The 17,666-nt window shown below is 65.2% G+C and carries 16 protein-coding genes; 7 read left to right on the top strand and 9 right to left on the bottom strand.

Going from position 1 to position 17,666, the window contains the following annotated elements; translation table 11 throughout:
- Positions 1–15 precede the first annotated feature (15 nt).
- Together ACVIW0_RS09265 and ACVIW0_RS09260 are read left to right on the top strand one after the other, a co-directional pair.
- Positions 16–342 (top strand): hypothetical protein, encoded by a 327-nt coding sequence (locus tag ACVIW0_RS09265; RefSeq protein WP_461352035.1) that lies wholly within the window; start codon positions 16–18, stop codon positions 340–342.
- Between the two features lie 158 nt (positions 343–500).
- Complete coding sequence (locus ACVIW0_RS09260) at positions 501–2,024, top strand: FecR family protein (RefSeq protein WP_461352034.1); 1,524 nt, start codon at positions 501–503, stop codon at positions 2,022–2,024.
- A 94-nt stretch (positions 2,025–2,118) separates the two neighbouring features.
- On the opposite strand, the gene ACVIW0_RS09255 is transcribed toward ACVIW0_RS09260, so the two are convergent.
- The 3 genes from ACVIW0_RS09255 to ACVIW0_RS09245 form a co-directional block, all read right to left on the bottom strand.
- The gene (locus ACVIW0_RS09255; protein ID WP_461352033.1) at positions 2,119–2,946 is read right to left on the bottom strand and encodes a class I SAM-dependent methyltransferase; all 828 of its coding nucleotides are present in this window, start codon (positions 2,944–2,946) and stop codon (positions 2,119–2,121) included.
- Between the two features lie 116 nt (positions 2,947–3,062).
- A complete protein-coding gene (locus ACVIW0_RS09250; RefSeq protein WP_461352032.1) occupies positions 3,063–3,491 on the bottom strand; it encodes a hypothetical protein in 429 nt (142 codons plus the stop codon).
- A 63-nt stretch (positions 3,492–3,554) separates the two neighbouring features.
- Positions 3,555–3,860: a nickel-binding protein gene (locus ACVIW0_RS09245; RefSeq protein WP_461352031.1), complete on the bottom strand. Its 306-nt coding sequence runs from the start codon at positions 3,858–3,860 to the stop codon at positions 3,555–3,557.
- A 150-nt stretch (positions 3,861–4,010) separates the two neighbouring features.
- Between ACVIW0_RS09245 and ACVIW0_RS09240 the strand changes: the two genes are divergently transcribed.
- Entirely contained in the window at positions 4,011–5,822 is a 1,812-nt protein-coding gene (locus ACVIW0_RS09240) for a winged helix-turn-helix domain-containing protein (RefSeq protein WP_461352030.1), read from the top strand.
- Here ACVIW0_RS09240 and ACVIW0_RS09235 read toward each other — a convergent pair whose 3' ends face one another.
- Both ACVIW0_RS09235 and asd read right to left on the bottom strand, forming a co-directional pair.
- On the bottom strand, positions 5,823–6,590 hold the full coding sequence (locus tag ACVIW0_RS09235) for an NUDIX hydrolase (protein WP_461352029.1): 768 nt from the start codon (positions 6,588–6,590) through the stop codon (positions 5,823–5,825). It abuts the gene before it with no gap.
- Positions 6,591–6,875: 285 nt separating this feature from the next.
- Positions 6,876–7,745: an archaetidylserine decarboxylase gene (gene asd / locus ACVIW0_RS09230; protein WP_461352028.1), complete on the bottom strand. Its 870-nt coding sequence runs from the start codon at positions 7,743–7,745 to the stop codon at positions 6,876–6,878.
- 34 nt (positions 7,746–7,779) lie between these two features.
- Between asd and ACVIW0_RS09225 the strand changes: the two genes are divergently transcribed.
- A complete protein-coding gene (locus ACVIW0_RS09225) occupies positions 7,780–9,444 on the top strand; it encodes an aminotransferase class III-fold pyridoxal phosphate-dependent enzyme (RefSeq protein WP_461352027.1) in 1,665 nt (554 codons plus the stop codon).
- 517 nt (positions 9,445–9,961) lie between these two features.
- Here ACVIW0_RS09225 and ACVIW0_RS09220 read toward each other — a convergent pair.
- The 3 genes from ACVIW0_RS09220 to ACVIW0_RS09210 all read right to left on the bottom strand — a co-directional run bounded on the left by ACVIW0_RS09220 (position 9,962) and on the right by ACVIW0_RS09210 (position 12,614).
- Positions 9,962–10,579, bottom strand: a complete 618-nt coding sequence (locus ACVIW0_RS09220; RefSeq protein WP_461352026.1) for a hypothetical protein — start codon at positions 10,577–10,579, stop codon at positions 9,962–9,964.
- 256 nt (positions 10,580–10,835) lie between these two features.
- Entirely contained in the window at positions 10,836–11,525 is a 690-nt protein-coding gene (locus ACVIW0_RS09215; protein ID WP_028342227.1) for a class I SAM-dependent methyltransferase, read from the bottom strand.
- 33 nt (positions 11,526–11,558) lie between these two features.
- On the bottom strand, positions 11,559–12,614 hold the full coding sequence (locus tag ACVIW0_RS09210; protein WP_461352025.1) for a glycosyltransferase family 4 protein: 1,056 nt from the start codon (positions 12,612–12,614) through the stop codon (positions 11,559–11,561).
- Between the two features lie 138 nt (positions 12,615–12,752).
- On the opposite strand from ACVIW0_RS09210, the gene ACVIW0_RS09205 reads away from it, so the two are divergent.
- Positions 12,753–14,135, top strand: a complete 1,383-nt coding sequence (locus ACVIW0_RS09205; RefSeq protein WP_461352024.1) for a TAXI family TRAP transporter solute-binding subunit — start codon at positions 12,753–12,755, stop codon at positions 14,133–14,135.
- 352 nt (positions 14,136–14,487) lie between these two features.
- Positions 14,488–15,270, top strand: a complete 783-nt coding sequence (locus ACVIW0_RS09200) for a sulfite exporter TauE/SafE family protein (RefSeq protein WP_461357285.1) — start codon at positions 14,488–14,490, stop codon at positions 15,268–15,270.
- 19 nt (positions 15,271–15,289) lie between these two features.
- Here ACVIW0_RS09200 and ACVIW0_RS09195 read toward each other — a convergent pair whose 3' ends face one another.
- The gene (locus ACVIW0_RS09195) at positions 15,290–16,510 is read right to left on the bottom strand and encodes an acyltransferase family protein (protein ID WP_461352023.1); all 1,221 of its coding nucleotides are present in this window, start codon (positions 16,508–16,510) and stop codon (positions 15,290–15,292) included.
- A gap of 253 nt (positions 16,511–16,763) precedes the next feature.
- Between ACVIW0_RS09195 and ACVIW0_RS09190 the strand changes: the two genes are divergently transcribed.
- On the top strand, positions 16,764–17,453 hold the full coding sequence (locus ACVIW0_RS09190) for a L,D-transpeptidase (protein ID WP_461352022.1): 690 nt from the start codon (positions 16,764–16,766) through the stop codon (positions 17,451–17,453).
- Positions 17,454–17,666 lie beyond the last annotated feature (213 nt).

Genomic DNA, 17,666 nt, shown 5'->3' with positions numbered 1-17,666 from the left:
CGCAAGGGGGACATCATGGCTTTCACCGCTTCCGCATGTCGTCACGGCAAACTGCTGGCGGCCACCGCGTTCACGCTCGGTCTGTTGACGACAGGCTCCTACGCCTACACCGACGAGCAGCAGCAGATGTGCACCGGCGATGCGATGCGGCTGTGCGGCTCGGAAATCCCCGACGTCGATCGCGTCACCGCCTGCATGGTCCGGCAGCGCGCGCTGCTCAGCGACGGCTGCAAGGCGGTGTTCCATTACGTGCCGCCGGCAACGGCTCCGCAGCCTGCGAGCTATGCGCCCGCGGCCAAGCCGGCGAAACCGCTCAACATCACCCCTCACAAGCGCGGCTGACAAAACCCCGACGGCGACCAAGCACCGCGCTTCCGGCAACGGGGGCGCGGTGCTTGCTTGTGTCAGCCGGCCATGACAACAAGGCAGGACCATTCATTCGGCATTCAGCCTGACGCGGCTCAATTGCCGCTCCCCAATGCCCCCGGGAATCCATGGTAATGCGCCGCAGCTTCCTCTTTGCGCTCCTGCTTGCTGCCGGCGTCACGATGGGGTGGCAGGCAACGGCCAATGCCGCGCCGGATCTGACGCAGCTCGCCCAAGCGCAGACGACGCCCTCACCGGCCCCGGAGCCGAGCGCAACACCGGCCGCGCCTGCAACGTCAGCGCCCGCAACGCCGGCCCCGGCCGCCGCGCCCGAGCCGATCGGCAACGTCGCGACGCTGACCGGAACCGCGACCGTCACGCGCAACAACACCACGACGCCGTTGCAGATCCGCGACGACATCTTCGCCAATGACGACGTCGCGACAGCGGCGACCTCCTCGCTCGGCATCACCTTCAACGACGGCACCACCTTCAACCTGCGCGCCAATGCCAGGATCACGATCGACAATTATGTCTACGAGGATGGCGGCCAGCAGAACAGCGCGCTATTCAACGTCGCCAAGGGAACGGCGGCGTTCGTCGCCGCCGCGGTCGCCAAGACCGGCGACATGAAGATCTCGACGCCGACCGCGACGCTTGGCATTCGCGGCACCACCGGCCTTGTCGAAGTGCCGGAAGGCGCGACCGCGACCAGCAACAATGTCGGCATCAAGCTCTATCCCGACGCCGACGGACATGTCGGCCGCATCGAGGTCAATGATCGCAGCGGCGCCTCGCTCGGCGTGCTGACGCGCGGCGCGAGCGGTTTTGCGATTCGCCCAGGCAGCGGCGGCGCGCGCTTTGCGGCAGTGCCGCTCACGATCTCGCCGCAACAGGTGGCGCGCGACCAGGGTTTTGTGCGCGCGGTGCATTCGGCGCAGACGCTGGGCCGTCAGGTCGTGACCGAGCAGCGCGACTTCCGCCGCGCCAATCCGGATTTCCGCAGGGCCAATCCGACGGCGCCCTATCCAAACCGCGGCCAGCCGGTGCAGCCGAACCCGCAACGCCAGAACGGCCTGCCGGGCCAGAACCGTAACACGCCGCAACAGCCGCGCCAGCAGCAGAACCGCCCGGGCCAGCCGCAGCCCGGTCAGCAAAACCGTCCCGGCCAGCCGCAGCAACCGGGCACGCCCGGCCGGCAGGGCTCGCAACAGCCGGGAACGCAGCAGCAAGGCGCACAGCACGCGCTGCCCGGTCAGCCCGGCGGCACGACCTTGCCGCACGCACCCGGCGTGCAGACGCCGGCCGGACAACAGCCCACGGGACAGCAACAGCCCGCACGACAGGACGGCGCGACGCAGCCCGGCGGACAGCAGCCGGCTGCGCGTCAAGGCGGTCTGCAGCCCGGACGCACGGCGGCGCCAGGCGGCGTGCGCCAGCCAGGACAACCAACGGCTCAACCCGGCGTGCCGCGACAGGGCGCGGCGCAGCCGGCGCCGCAGGCAACCCGTGAGGCGCGGCCCCGCATCCAGCAGGCCGCGCCGGGCGCGCCTCCGGGCATGCAGCGGCCCGCCGTGCCGGCACGCCCCGGCTTCACGCAACGACGCGCACCGCCGCCGCGCGCAGCGAAGCCGCCGCCCAGGGATAAGCGATATTAAGGACAAGCGACATTACTGAGCGATCGCATCAGCAAACGAATGTGGCGCTGGCGAGAACGCCGGCGCCACGCAGGGATCGACGAACAGCGGCAGGTCAGCCTCGCCTGGTGATCACCGCCTCCAGATATTCGCTCGGGATGACCAGCGTGCCATCCTTGGCGACATTGAACTGATCCATCAGGGCGAACATGTCGGTGGCGAGCAATTGCTGCTTGACCGCATCGATCGCGCCGAAGGCCTTCAGCACCGGGCCGTAATAGGTGCGGAAGATTTCGAGGAAATGCTCCCGCGACCTGTAACGGAAGTTGAAGTGCCTGCGCTTGGCATCAACCGCCGCCTGCGGGCCGAACAGCATGCCGAGATGCGCCTCGGTGCCCCACAGCGCGGGAGACTTCACGCCCGGCGCCGGCGGCACGTATTTTCCGATGGTCTTGAACACCTGGCCGATGAAGCCCTCCGGCGTCCAGCTCGCAAGACCGATCTTGCCATTGACGCGGCAGACCCGGCGCAGTTCATTCGCGGCCTGTTGCTGATCGGCGGTGAACATGACGCCGAAGGTCGACAGCACGACGTCGAAGCTTGCATCGGCAAACGGCAGCTTCTCCGCATCGGCTTCCTGGAACGTGACGGGCAGACGCTCCGCGGCTGCCCGCTCGCGGCCGCGCTCGAGCAGCGCGCCGACATAGTCGGTCGAGACCACATCGGCAAAGCGCCGCGCCGCGGCCAGCGTCGCATTGCCGTTGCCGGCGGCGACGTCGAGCACCATTTGATTGCTGCGCAGGTCGACCGCCTCGCAGAGCGTCTCGCCGACGATCTGAAGCGTGGTTCCGACGATCGCGTAATCCCCTGAACTCCAGGTGGCGTGCTGGCGCGCCTTGACCGCAGCGAGATCGACGATGGGCATTTCGGTTTGAACGTTCATCTGCATCTCCTTTGAAAATGTCGTGCGGCTCGCAGCGAGGCCATTGGCTTTGCCGAAAGTCCGCGACTTGCGTTGAAAAGCGTCGTGTCAGTGCAATGACTTCAAGGTGCTGCGAGCTAGGTGCGATAGCCGAGAAGGACCGGGATACTGGATCCGGCGACAATGCTCCAATCCGAGCGGTGCCTGCAGCCATGCTTGCTCCGCTCAGACCAAACGGCCTGCTGTGCCAGGGTCGGACTGTTCTTTCGGACGACAGGTTGCTCCGCTCGTGTGAACACGGGCGAGGACAAACCCGCGATCATCAGCCCGAGCACTGCGCTTCGAATGATCGGCTGGGCGCAGCTTTTGCCTGCGGCCTTCGACCGCCGGCCGCCGGGCTCGCGCGGCATCAAGCGGTCGGCTTGCCGCTCGCGTTGTTCGAGCATGCCTGCGACCGATTGATTGACGAGCCGGCGGATGCGCAAGAGCAGGAAGGAAAAATGCCTTCGCACCGGACTTGAAACGAACTCCATGAATGAAATCGACATCATCGTTTCCTTGATCAAAGTATGATGGCGCTCCGGATCGTGCTTCGGCCGGGATGCACCATGCGACGCCCCCCGCGGGCGTCATTCGGCTGCAATGGGCGGTTGGACCGGATCACCACGCACCACGATGGTTGCCGCGACCTTGTAGAATTCCTCGCCGGGCATGCCGACGCAGCGCGCATGCTCGCGGATCGAGTCGCCGTCGCGCGCCTCGTATATGCAGAATGTGCCAATGCGACCATCTGCCTCATGCACCACATAGCTGCGGATCCAGCGGACGCGGTCCGGCATCTGCTCGTCGCCGACCCTGGCGGACGTTGCGCCGGCGCGCTCGAGCTCGCTCATGTTTGCCCAGGCGCTCGGACGGCGAATGACATAGAGTTCCATCAAAATCTCCTTCGTTGGGACGGTTGAACAGCAGCGGTGATCGCGGCCATGCTCAGCTATAGGCGCCGTCCACGCCAACTGTCCTTACCGCGGGCTGATCATTGTCTGATCTTTGCCTGAACCTTTTCCGGAAACCCCGGACCTATACACATGGCATTCTCATTTGGACTGTTCGAGCTTGATGAAGCTGGACGCGTGCTGCTGTGCGCGCGCCAAGAAGTCGCTTTGCAGCCTCGTGTGTTCGACCTGCTGGTCTATCTCGTTCGACACCGCGACCGCGTCATCTCCAAAGACGAACTCCTCGAAGCCGTGTGGCCGGACGTGACGGTCACCGACAACTCGCTGCAGCGTGCGGTGAGTTCGTTGCGCGCCGCGCTGCGCAGGGGTGGCATGGATGGCGCGATCCGGAACCTGCCAGGCAAGGGCTATCGGTTCTTCCCCGAGTCCGGGATCAGGCCACCGGAACGCCTCGACCACACGCACGCCGATGCCGTCGGTACAATCGGTGCAATCGGCCTTGCCCGCCGCGCAGCCGCCGGACAATTGTGGCTGCAGGCAGCAACCCTGTTCGCGAACGCGGATGAAAACGGCGAGCTGAATGCCGAAGATTTGCACAATTGGGCACTTGCCCTGCAATGCCTCGGCAAGACGACGGCAGCCATTCCGATTCTGGTTCGCGCGGTCGCAGCGCGCAGCGAGGCCGGCGACGCTGCCGGCGCCGCGGTCGACGCGATCGCGCTTTCGGGCCTGCATTTCGAGAGCGGTCAGGCCGCGATCGGAAAAGGCTGGCTTGCGCGCGCCGAAGATTGGGCCTCGCGGATCGACGATCCTGCAACGACGGCTCTGCTGTTATGGATGAAGTCGAAACTGGCTGCGTTCGACGGCGAGCCGGAACAGGCGCTCGCTTTGGCCGACGCGGCCTACACGTGCGTCAAATACAAGGATGCGCTCAACATCGAAGCGCTGAGCTTGGCCTATCGCGGCTTCTATCGGCTGTGCCTCGGCGACACGCATGGCGGATTGGCCGATCAGGATCATGCCGCGGCCGTTGCGCTGTCCAGCACCAATCTGGACCCGATCATGGGCGGCAGCCTGTACTGCAATATTCTCTGGGCAGCCCGGATGTTCGGAGATTGGGCCAGGGCCGACCAATGGACGCGGAGCTACCAGAACTTCTGTTCGGGCAGCGGCATGGAATTGACGGGTTCATGCCAGCTGCATCGTTCCGAGGTGCTCGGCATCCGGGGCTCGCTCGACGAGGCGCTGGCGCGCATCCGGGACGCGCTCGCGCGCCTGACCAGCGATGCGCCATGGTCGATCGGCGACGCCAATCGGGTGCTGGGCGATATCCTGGCTGCGATCGGTGACGATGACGCCGCGCTTGAAGCCTATGACCGGGCCTACACGCTGGGCTGGTGTCCGGAGCCGGGCCGCGCCATGCTGTTGCTCGCAAGAGGCGAAGCGGAAGCCGCCTATGCAAGCCTTGAACGGAGTCTGATCGGCAAGACCTGGTGGACATTGCAACGGCGGGGCATCCTGCTCGCGCATCTGGCGCTGGTTGCCGCACACACCCATCGGAGCGGTCGGGCAAAGGCGTTGATCTGCGAGCTCTCGGGAAACCCCGATCGCTGGCCGATGCCCTCGATCCGCGCGCTCACCAACGAAGCCCAGGCGATCCTTGCCCTTTCCCGGCAGGATCATGAAGCGGCGATGCGGCATCTGCATCTCGCCCGCCAATTGTGGTCCAGCATCGAGGGGCGGGTTCAGATCGTACGGCTGAGGCTGCAGATTTCCAGGCTCCAGCTCGAGCATGGCGACACGCGTGGCGCCATGGCCGAGGTTCACGCGGCACGGCTCCTGGCCGGTGAATTGGGCTCGCCCAAGCGCGTTGCCGACTGCGTGGCCTTGCAGCGTGACATTGACGCCTGGCGGCCAACCGCACGACGTCAGATGTGCGGCTGATCACGCCGCGCGGCGCAGCCAGTCGCGCACGCGCGCGATCAGGTTCTTGCGCGGGATCGGTTTGACGGCGGTGACAGCCGGCGCGATCGCGCGCGCGGATGGTGGCAGCGCTTCGGGTGTCGCCGGCTCCACGACAGGCTCGGCCTCGACTGCCCTGCCGGCCTCGGCAGTGGTGTGCTCGGGCGCCATGTCAGGCTGATCCGGTGCGGCATCTGCCGCCGGCATCTCCACGAGATCGGACGTATCCGCCACGACCGGCAGCTCCGCAGGCGCTGGCGCTTCGGCGTCTACAAGGCGCGCACGCCGTCGCTCCGCGGCCACAAGCCGCAAGCGCGCGCGCCGTTCGCGCTCGGCGTCCGCCGCGGCCTGCAAGGCGATCGGACCGACATTTTCCAGGAACACGCGCTCATAGCCGCGCGACAGGCGATCGAGCGCCGCGTCGAGCGGCAGCCAGTCCACCTCCCTGACGTCGCTCATCAACGCGCGCACCGGCTTGCCGCCGGCAACCATGCGCCAGTAATGCACCACCTTGGAGCGCCCGCCTGAATCATAGACCAGCGTGCCGAGGAATTCATGCACGTCGACGGCGTGACCGGTCTCCTCCAGCACCTCGCGCTCGGCCGCGACGCGCGCGGTTTCTCCATCGTCGAGCTTGCCCTTGGGCAACACCCATTCATTGCGCTTGCGCAGGCGCACGACGGCGAAGCGCGGCGGTGCCTCCCGCCGCAGCACAATGCCTCCCGCCGCCAGAACAGGCGTCCGCGCCATCTCGTGTCCATCAGGTTTGCGATTTAGGATCGTCGCACGACGATCCCGGACATTCTAAAGCATGATCTCGAAAAGTGGAAACCGGTTTTCATGCTCAAACATTGAGCCGATGCTAGTGTGCTGAATGCGAAGTTCGTGCGATCTCGCGGCAGCCACTTTCACGAACTTCGCATTCATAAAGCACACTAGAATCATAAGTTTGCTAGTGTCCTTATCGAATCTGAAGTTCGCTCCGAAGGTGCGGGCAAATGATGCGAACTTCAGATTCGGGACACTAGTGCGCGATCAGATTGCGGGCTTGCGCAACAAAGGTTCGCCGCATTTGATCCGCGTTCCCTCCACGACATTGTCGCAGAACTCGAAATGACCGGGCGCCAGCACGATGATGGTCGAGCCGTGCTCGAACCAGCCGAGCTCATCGCCCTTCTTCACATGCACGTCACAGGGGAAATGCACCGGGCCGCGCGACTGCGCGTTCAGCGTGACGTCGAGGAAATGCAGGCGCAGGCTCGCGACCAGGATCGCGGCGACCGGAACCAGCGTCAGCGCCTCGCCGGTCGGCAGTTTCGCGCGCAGCACCGCGCGCTCGTTCTTGCAGAACAGCCGCTCGATCCGCTTCAGCGCGATCGGATTGACGTTCCAGACGTCGCCATGAATGAACGTGACCTTGTCGATCGCAAGATCGTACGGCGCGTGGAAGCGGTGATACATGCTCGAGGTCAGCCTCAGCGTGACGAAGCGGCCGTTTTTGTGCTGCTCCACCAATGCGGGATCGCCGAGCAGGTCGAGCAGCGAATAAGGCGCGCCCTTGACCTGGAACAACTGCCCGTCCTCGATCCGGCCATGCGCGCCGATGATCGCATCCGACGGGCTCGCGATGATGGCGGGATCGGCCGCCGCCGGGCGCAGGCCGGGCTTCAGCTCGCGGGTGAAGCAGTCGTGCAGGCTCCTGAACTCGGTCTTCTTCGCTTCCGACAGATCGAGCTCGGAGAACAGCTTCCAGCAGGCGATCGAGGCGTCGCGCACCAGGGGGTTCTCGACCTTGGAGAACCAGCCCATGAAACGGGTCAGCGCCGCCCGCGGAATCCGGTTGGTGAGCAGGAAATTGAGGTCCTCCTGCTGGGTGAATGCCGAGATCAGGCCTTTGACTGTCATGAATCTGTTAGGTGCCGAGGCTAGCGCTTCTGTCATGGAAACATCCCTTCCGATTCTCTCGCTGTCCGCCGCCGCGCTTGCCGGCGCCGCCGCAGCTTTCCCCAAAATCCAGGCCCGCCTCGCGCTGTCGCGGGCCAAGCACCGCTCGCTGACCGGACATTCCAAAATGTCCAAGATGGTCGCGCGCATGGTGCCGCACTACGAATTCGACATCGACGCGTTCTTCTGCTCCGACGGAGCGCCGAAGGACATCGCGATGCAGCGGCAGGACGGCTTCTTCCGCCTCGCCGGCCTCTACCAGGACCGCTACCCGAAGGGCCGCGCGCTCACCGCCGAGGTGACCGAGCGGATCTCCGACCTGCAATTCACCGAATCCTACCGGGTGCCGTTCCAGTACAGCCGCCTGGTGCGCGAGCATCTCGGCACCTCGGCCTTCGTCGAGGCCTCCGGCGGCGTCACCGTCACCGATGTCGACGGCAATGTGTCCTACGACCTGACCGGCTCCTATGGCGTCAACATCTTCGGCAACGACTTCTACAAGGAGTGCATCGCCGAGGGTGAGAAGCGGGCGCAGGCGCTCGGCCCGGTGCTCGGCCCCTACCACCCGATCATTGCCGACAATGTGAAGCGGCTGTGCGAGCTCTCCGGCCTCGACGAGGTCTCGTTCCACATGTCCGGCACCGAGGCCGTGATGCAGGCGGTGCGGCTCACGCGCTACCACACCAAGCGGACGCATCTGGTGCGCTTCGCCGGCAGCTATCACGGCTGGTGGGGCGAGGTGCAGCCCGGCGTCGGCAACCCGGTGTCGCCGCACGAGACCTACACCCTCGCCGACATGTCGGAGAAGACGCTGCACGTGCTGCGCACCCGCAAGGACATCGCCTGCGTCCTGGTCAATCCGTTGCAGGCGCTGCATCCGAACTCCAACGCGCCCGGCGATTCCGCGCTGGTCGATTCGTCGCGCTCCTCCAAATACGACCGCGCCGCCTACACCGAATGGCTGAAGCAGCTGCGCGAGGTCTGCACCGAGCGCGGCATCGTGCTGATCTTCGACGAGGTGTTCGTCGGCTTCCGCCTCGCCGCCGGCGGCGCCCAGGAATATTTCGGCGTCAAGGCCGACATGGTGACCTACGGCAAGAGCCTGGCCGGCGGACTGCCGATCGGCGTGGTGTGCGGCCGCAAGGACCTGATGCGGCGATTCCGCGACGACCGGCCGGCCGACATCTGCTTCGCCCGCGGCACCTTCAATTCGCATCCCTATGTGATGACGGCGATGGACGAGTTTTTGAGCCGGCTCGCCAGCCCGAACTTCCGTTCGATCTACAACGGGCTCGACGAGACCTGGAACGGTCGCGCCAAGGCGCTCAATGACCGTCTCACCGCCGCAGGCCTGCCGCTTCGCGTCGGCAACATCTCGTCGATCTGGACCGTCTATTACACCGAGCCGTCCCGCTACAACTGGATGCTGCAATACTATCTGCGCGCCGAGGGGCTGGCGCTGAGCTGGGTCGGCACCGGCCGCCTGATCTTCACCCTGAACTACACCGACGCCGATTTCGCCGAGGTTGCCGACCGTTTCGTCGCCGCGTCCGAGAAGATGAAGCGCGACGGCTGGTGGTGGCACAAGGACGGCCTCACCAACAAGACCATCAAGCGCCAGATCCTGAAGGAGATGGTCGCCGTGAAGCTCGGGCGCTGAGCACTCGGCACGGCGCGCGGTTCCGCGCAGTGGCATCGTCATTCCGGGGCGATGCGAAGCATCGAACCCGGAATCTCGAGATTCCGGGTTCGCTCGCTGACGCGAGCGCCCCGGAATGACGGCGTTAACGTTGTGGCCGTGAGGCTCAGGCGCTGAAGTAGTCCGCGGTCCCTCCGCTCCCTCGCCCCGCCCTTCCCCTTCCTCCGCCTCCCCCGCTTGCGGGAGAGCCTCGCAACCCGGATGGAGCGAAGCGAAATCCGGGATCAGTCGCGGCGACGGTGAGAGCTGCGCCGGATTGCGCTGCGCTCCATCCGAGCTACAAGCTGAGGCCACCCAGTCCGCTTTCGTTGACATTGTTAGCACCGTCATTCCGGGATGGTCCGAAGGACCAGACCCGGAATCTCGAGATTCCGGGTTCGATGCTGCGCATCGCCCCGGAATGACGATGCTCTTAAGACGGTGATGCCCGGGACAAGCCCGGGCATGACGCAAGTTTGGAAGACGCTGGGAGCAACGATCAGGCGTGCTTGACGTGCTTTTCGAGACCCGGATCGATCAGCTCGCCCTTCATCAGGAATAGCGGCGCCTTGTGGTAGAGCTTGAGGTCGTTGAAGGGGTCGGTGACGATCTTGGTCATCCAGACCAGGCCGGTCTCGATGTCGCGGATGAAGAACAAATGGATGGTGCGGAACAAGAGGCCGCCGATGCCGACCGCGAGCCAGATCTTGGCGACCTGACGGGTGAAGTCGCCCATCGTGACCCAGGGCTTGAACAGGCCGAACAGCGTCGGATCGAAGTACAGCACCATCGGCGACAGCGCCCAGATCGCCATCAGCACGACCTTGCGCTGCAGATTGTAGCCGACCTTGATGTCTTCCTTGTGCTCGTGGGTCGCCTGGTTGACGTGGTCATAGCCCTTCGGCTCGAAGAAGAAGTGACCGGCCTGGCGCGAGGTCATCGAGACCAGCCAGCCGACCAGCGCCGACACGACCGGATCGAAGAACAGCATCACATAGGCGAACAGGAAGCTCAGCGCGCTGACGAAGTGCAGGCTCTGGTTGATCCGGCTGTGATGGTAGAAGCGATGGTCATCCCAACGCTGGGTACGCAGCTCTTGCAGGAAGTTCTTGATCATTGGTTCCCCCAACATCTTTCGGGACAGGATTTACAGGGATTCGATGTATCGCGTGTGACATCATCATAATGACATATGACAATGCGGAGCGACGCCTTGACGCAACCGGAGCAGGGTTTTGCCTCATCCCGGCGAAATCTGCGGGGATAAGGCCGAGAGGATCGTAGCCTCCCGGTTTTGCGGTGCGCTGTGCGGACCTCACCCGGGAGGATCGGCGGGGCTGGGTCCGCCTGCCTTGGCTTCCCTTGGCCGCCGCTCAGGCCGCCTTGGCGACATCCGCCTTGCGGAAGCGGACCAGCGAGAAATGGCCGAGCGGGGGGATCAGGCGGCGTTCGGCGAGCTCCATGCCGCGGGCGCCGGCCAGCCATTTGGTGTAGCGCGACCAGGCGAATTCGGCGGTCCGGAACCCGAGCGGGCGCACCACCGGCTGCAGCTTCTGCTCGATGAAGCGGCGGACGCCGGCATCGGCGCTGACGCGGGTCAGGATGATCAGTTCGCCGCCCGGACGGACCACGCGGGCGAATTCGTCGAGGGCCGCTTCCGGGTTCGGCACCGCCGACAGCACGTACTGCGCCATCACCACGTCGAACGAATTGTCGGGGAATTCGAGCTTCTCGGCGTCCATCACCGCGAGGCCCTCGACATTCTTCAGACCCTGCTCGGCAACCCGCTTCTTGGCCTTCTCGAGCATCGCTTCCGAGATGTCGGTGCCGAAAATGCGCACATTCGGGCTATAGAGCGGCAGCGAGATGCCGGTGCCGACGCCGACCTCGAGCACGCGGCCGCCGATCTTGTTGGTGGCCTGGATCGCAGCCTGCCGGCCCTTGCTGAACACGCCGCCGAACACGAGGTCGTAGATCGGCGCCCAGCGGTCGTAGGCCTGCTCGACCGTCTCGCGGTCGAAGTCCATGGAACGGTCGGCGCCCAGCTTGATGATTTCAGCCATAGATAGTCTCTCGTCTTTGGTTCGATTGAGCTGTTAATTCGGAACCGCACTGCGGCCGGCGACGCGGCGCGCGGGCCGCGGCGCGCGGCTCGGCTGCAACGTGGCCAGATTGCCGATGAACTGACGCGCACTGTTTTCCCAGGAACGCTCCAACGCGAAATTGCGGCAGTCGGCGCGCGACATGTTCAGCGCGCGCAGGCAGGCGGCGCGCAGATCATCGTCGATCGCGCCGATCGGATGGTCGGCGATGACGTCTTTCGGGCCGGTGACCGGGAACGCCGCCACCGGCGTGCCGCAGGCCAGCGCCTCGAGCTGCACGACGCCGAAGGTGTCGGTCAGGCTCGGAAATACGAAGACGTCGGCGGCGGCGAGGTGCGAGGTCAGATCCTGGCCCTTCTTCTCGCCCAGGAAAATCGCGTCGGGATACTTCTGTTGCAAGGCCGCCCGTTGCGGCCCGTCGCCGACCACGACCTTGGAGCCCGGCAGGTCCAGCGACAGGAAGGCGTCGAGATTCTTCTCCACCGCGACCCGGCCCATCGTCATGAAGATCGGCCGCGGCAGGTCGAGCACCGCCGGTTGGTCCGGATTGAAGATCCTGGTGTCGACGCCGCGAGTCCAGAAGCCGAGCCGGCGGAAGCCGCGCTCGGCAAGCTCCGACCGCAGCGAGTCGGTCGCGACCATCGTCATCGAGCCGGCGGCATGGAAGTGCCGCAGCACCGCGTAGCCGACGCTGTCCGGAATGCCGGTGCGCACGGAAACATACTCCGGAAAGCGCGTTGTATAGGATGTGGTGAAGGCGAGCTTGTTGCGCCGGCAATAGCTGCGCACCGACCAGCCGATCGGCCCTTCGGTGGCGATATGGATCGCCTCGGGCGCGGCCTCCTCGATGCGGCGCGCGATCTCGCGGCGGTTCGGCAGCGCCATCCGCAGGCCAGGATAGGTCGGCACGCCCACCGAGCGGAAGCCATCGGGCGTCAGGAATTCGATCTCGGCGCCGAGCGTCTCGACGCTGCGCGCAAGCGAGGTCAGCGTCCGGACCACGCCGTTGACTTGCGGATGCCAGGCATCGGTCGCAACGAGTATGCGCATTGCAGGAGATCCAAATCGTTAATCTTGATTCTGCTCGCACGACGTTCTGACATGGATGTTTCAAACGTATGACGTCATCGAAATGTTAGGTTGTTTTTCACGGCGGGCGGCCGGTTTTTCGTGTAAGATGACAATCAGATGTCAGAGCAGAGTGAAAATCCCGGCACGGTGCGCCGCAGGCTCAGACGGCGAAACTCGTCGCTGCTGATCCTCGCGACCGGCATGCTCGTGTTCGCGGTCGCCGCCGGCACGCTGTACTACGCGCTGCGTCCGGTGACGCTGTCGATCGCGGTCGGCCCGACCGGCAGCGAGGACGTCAGGCTGATCCAGGGCTTCGCCCAGTCATTTGCGCATGGCGGCAACTCGGTGCGGCTGAAGCCGGTGACCACGCAGGGCGCGGCCGAAAGCATCGCGCTGTTCACCGCGAACAAGGTCGACCTCGCGGTGGTGCGCGGCGATCTCGATCTGCCGGCGAGCGCCGAGTCGGTTGCGATCCTGCGCAAGAATGTCGTCGTGCTGTGGGCGCCCTCGGGGGCAAAGGGCAAGCGGCGGTCCGCCAAGATCAAGAGCATCGACGATCTCGCCGGCCACAAGGTCGGCGTGGTCGGCAGCACCCAGGCCAACGTCACGCTGCTGCGCGTGATCCTGAGCGAGTCCGGCGTCAATCCCGACAAGGTCGCGATCAGCCAGTTCGCCGTCAATAAGGTCGCCGACCTCGCGCGCGATCCGTCGCTCGATGCCTACATGACGGTCGGCCCGCTCGACAGCAAGGTGACGGCGGAAGCGATCACGGCGACGGCGGCCGCGCGCGGCGAACCGGTGTTCCTCCCGATCGACGTCTCGGAAGCGATCGCGCAGAAGCATCCGCGCTACGAGTCCGAGGAGATCGCCGGCAGCATCTTCTCGTCGTCGCCGGCTCGGCCCGAGGACAAGGTCGAGACCGTCGGCGTCAATCACCTCATCATCGCGCAGCACGCGCTGGAGGAATCGACCGTCGGCGCGCTCGACCGGCAATTGTTCACGCAGCGGCTCCAGGTCGCGCGCGACCTGCCGGCGGCGGGCAAGATCGAGAAGCCGGACACCGACAAGGACGCAGCACTTCCGGCGCATCAGGGCGCCGCGGCCTATATCGACGGCACCGAGCGCACCTTCCTGGAAAAATACTCTGATTACATCTGGGGCGGCATCCTGCTGATCTCCGGCCTCGGTTCGGCGGGCGCGTGGCTGCGCCACTACATGAAGCGCAACGAGCGCGAGCACTACATCGTCCATCGCGACAATCTGCTGAAGCTGATCTCGCGGGCGCGCGGCGCCGAAACGGCGGAGGAGCTCGCGGCGATGCAGGGTGATGCGGACGCGCTGCTGCGCGAGGCGCTCGATTGCTACGACGATGGCGCGATCGAGGAAGGCGACCTCTCGGTGATCGGGCTGACGCTCGAGCAATTCCACCACGCCGTCTCCGACCGCCGCGCGGTGCTCAACGGCGAGAAGCCGGGCCTGCCGCGGATGCGCGCAGGCTAAAGCGCGATGAGATTGGGTTGAATCGGCTTGGCGCGGTCTCGGTTCACCTCTCCCCGGCGGGGAGAGGTCGGATTGCGTCTGGCGATGCGAAGCATCGTCCAGAGCAATCCGGGTGAGGGCTCTTGCTCTCTCGATAGACCGTAACCCCTCACCCGATTTGCTGCGCAAATCGACTTCTCCCAAGGGAGAGGTGAAGTTTCGACGCCGTTGCAGCTCAACCTAATCTCATCATGCTCTGGCTAGCACACGCCGATTGCTCCGAGAGCAAAGTGCACCGAGAGCAATGTTTGGATTGCGCGTGGATGCGCGGGTGGCCATGTATGAGTGCGACCACAACGCTCCGCACGACACCATGATCACGTCCATCACCGCCGACCTGCCCGCGCCCTTCGTGCTCGCGATCGCGTTGGCCGGCGTCTTCCTGATCGCGTTCATGAAGGGCGCATTCGGCGGCGGCTTTGCCATCGTCGGCATCCCGCTGCTGTCGCTGGCGATGGATCCGATCGCGGCGGGCGCGCTGCTGGCGCCGCTGTTCGTCGTGATGGATATCACGGCGCTGCGGTTCTGGCGGCCCAACACCTGGTCGCGCGCGGACCTCGTGATGCTGCTGCCGGCGCTCGTGATCGGCATCGGCCTCGGCTATTTCGTGCTGCGCGATCTCGACCGGCATGCGGTGGAGATCGTAATGGGCGTGGTGACGCTGGCGTTCGCCGCGCTGTGGTTCATCGGCGGTGGCGAGATCAAGCCGCGCCCGCGCTCGACGATCAAGGCGACCTTCGCCGGCCTTTCCTCCGGCGTCACCACGATGGTGGCGCATTCGGGCGGCCCACCGCTTGCCATCTATCTGCTGCCGCTCGGCATGTCGAAGGCGCTCTATGCCGGCACCACCAGCCTGTTCTTCACGGTCGGCAATTTGCTGAAGGCCGGCCCCTGGCTCGTGCTCGCCACACCGTCACGCAGCCTGTGGATATTGATGGCGCTGTGCGTGCCCGCCGTGCCGGTCGGCGTCTGGGCCGGATGGCGACTGCACGAGCGGCTCGACCAGCGCGCGCTGTACCGCGCCTGCTACGCCATTTTGGTCATCACCGCGGCCAAGCTGCTGTGGGACGGATTCGCCGGATATATCCGCTTCTGAGTCCGGTTGTTGCCTCTGGTCAGGAGGAGCGCCGGCTCCTGGTGCCGCTCACGGTCACGGCAAGCGGCCCGGTCCCTTCGAGCGTCTCGGCCATTTCCTCGGGTTCGAGGCGCTTGCGCGCCACGAACGAGAAGCGGCTGCGCAGCTTCAGGACCGGCTTCTCGATCCAGTGCCAGGAGAACGCCGCGAACAACGTGATCAGCAGCAGCGCGACCGCGAACTGAACGATCACCGGCGCATGCGGCAGCCACACCCGCACCACCTGCTGCACCGGAAATCCGTAGAGATAGATGCCGTAGGAATAGTCGCCGCGCGAGAACAGCGGCAGCCGCGGCAGCTTCGAGACGCCGAGATAGGCGGTGATATAGACCAGCGCCGGCGCAATGATGGCGTTGAGCACCGGCTGGCTCATCCAGTCCGCCGGCCCGAGCAGCGCCGCGCCCGCGCAAAGCGCACAGCAGGCGGCCAGGATCCGCCCGTCATAGGGAATGCGGTCGCGATGGAGATAGATCGCGATGCCGAGCATGAAGGCGACCGGCAGCTTCGCACCGCGTCCGAGGAACGGTGCCGTGCTGAAGATCCGCTCGTGCAGCGAGCCGGCGACGCCGGCGGGCAGTTGCGACGGTTGCGCGGCGTGCCCGGTGAATGCGAGCGCAAGGCCAATACCGACCAGCACGACCGCACCGAGCACGATGATCTTCGGCTTGCGCAGCAGCCCGAACAGGATGAACACCGTCATCAGCGCGTAGCAGCCATATTCGAACGGCACCGTCCACAGCGAGCTGTTGACCTCGGGCGCTGGATTGCCGCTGAACACGCCCGGCAGCACGTAGTTCACGAGGCCCACGATGTTGGTGAAGTACTTGTAGGTGCCGAGATTGGCGAAGTAATCCCACAGCGGCAGCGCGGTGAAGATCGGCCCGAGAATCAGCGCCGAGAGCACGATTTCGACGGCAAGCGCCGGAATGATCCGCATGCCGCGATTGGTGAGAAACTCTTTCAGGCCGAGCCGCAGGCCGCTCGCCGCGATCAGAAATCCGCTCAGCGCGAAGAACATCACGAGGATGGCGTAGTGCGGAAACCAGGCGATCCACGCCTGCTCGCCGCCGCTGCTGCCATGAGCGACATAGGGTGCATGGGCCGCGACGACGGAAACCGCCAGTGCAATGCGCAGGAAATCGAACCCGGGACCAAAACCCTTTTGCCGGTCCAGCATGCTGCCGATCGTACGCCCCTGCATTCATTCCAACTCCATTTCGAAACAATGGGTTGGGACAGCAAGCGCCGTGCCACGAAGGATGTCTTGGGGCGGGACACCCCTCCCCGGCAAGAAGCCCTTAACCGTGCGACGAAACACGGACGAAACAAAACCCTAACGGCACGAAACCATTTTGGCGATTTCGTGCAAACGTCCTGAAACGCCTCACCTGTACTGCTTTGACCCAACGACGCGCCGGAACTGGCGCGCAGGGCGCAAACAACAGGGGTCGACAATGTTCAATTCCATCAAGCTGAACGCACGTCTCGCTGCCGCCGCCTTCGGTGCGCTGGCGATTGGATCAGTCGCTTTCTCGAATTCCGCCGCGGCCGCGCCGCTCCCATTCTTCCCCTTCCTCCTGACGCCGCCGACCACGGCCGTGCAGCCGCCGGTGCAGTCGATGCCGCAGGTGCAGGAGGAAGACCGCTCCGTCGAACTGCCTGCCCGCCTGCGCCGTCAGGTCGTCAGCTATCCGACCCGCGAGGCCCCCGGCACCATCATCATCGATACGCCGAACACCTATCTCTACCTGGTGCTCGGCAATGGCCAGGCGATGCGCTACGGCATCGGCATCGGCCGTGACGGCTTCACCTGGTCGGGCACCCAGACCATCACCAAGAAGGCGGAATGGCCGGATTGGACCCCGCCGCCGGAAATGATTGCCCGCCAGCCCTATCTGCCGCGCCACATGGCCGGCGGCCCCGGCAACCCGCTCGGCGCCCGCGCGATGTATCTCGGCGGCACCATCTACCGCATTCACGGGACCAACGCGCCGGAAACGATCGGCACCCGCGTCTCCTCCGGCTGCCTGCGGCTCACCAATGAGGACGTCAGCGACCTCTATTCGCGGGTCAGTGTCGGCACCAAGGTAATCGTGCTGCCGATGAGCGACCGCCGCGCCGACCTCGGTTCGGCCGTCCGCTAACAAGATCGACTTCCCCAAGCCTACCCCCAAAGTCTCCTCCAAGGCTCAGACAACGGCTCCGGCTCCCCACCGGGGCCGTTGTCGCGTTCACAATCGTTAACGTCCAGGTGACCCGGACATTGGGCCTGCTTCCGCCCCTGAAGCAGCTTGATCCCGCCACACTGGCGCCCTCGTCGGGGGGCCTGTACAACCCGTCAAAGTTGATTTTCATGC

It is taken from the genome of Bradyrhizobium sp. USDA 4454 (assembly GCF_054822705.1).
This window is presented reverse-complemented; position numbering and strand designations above follow the sequence as displayed.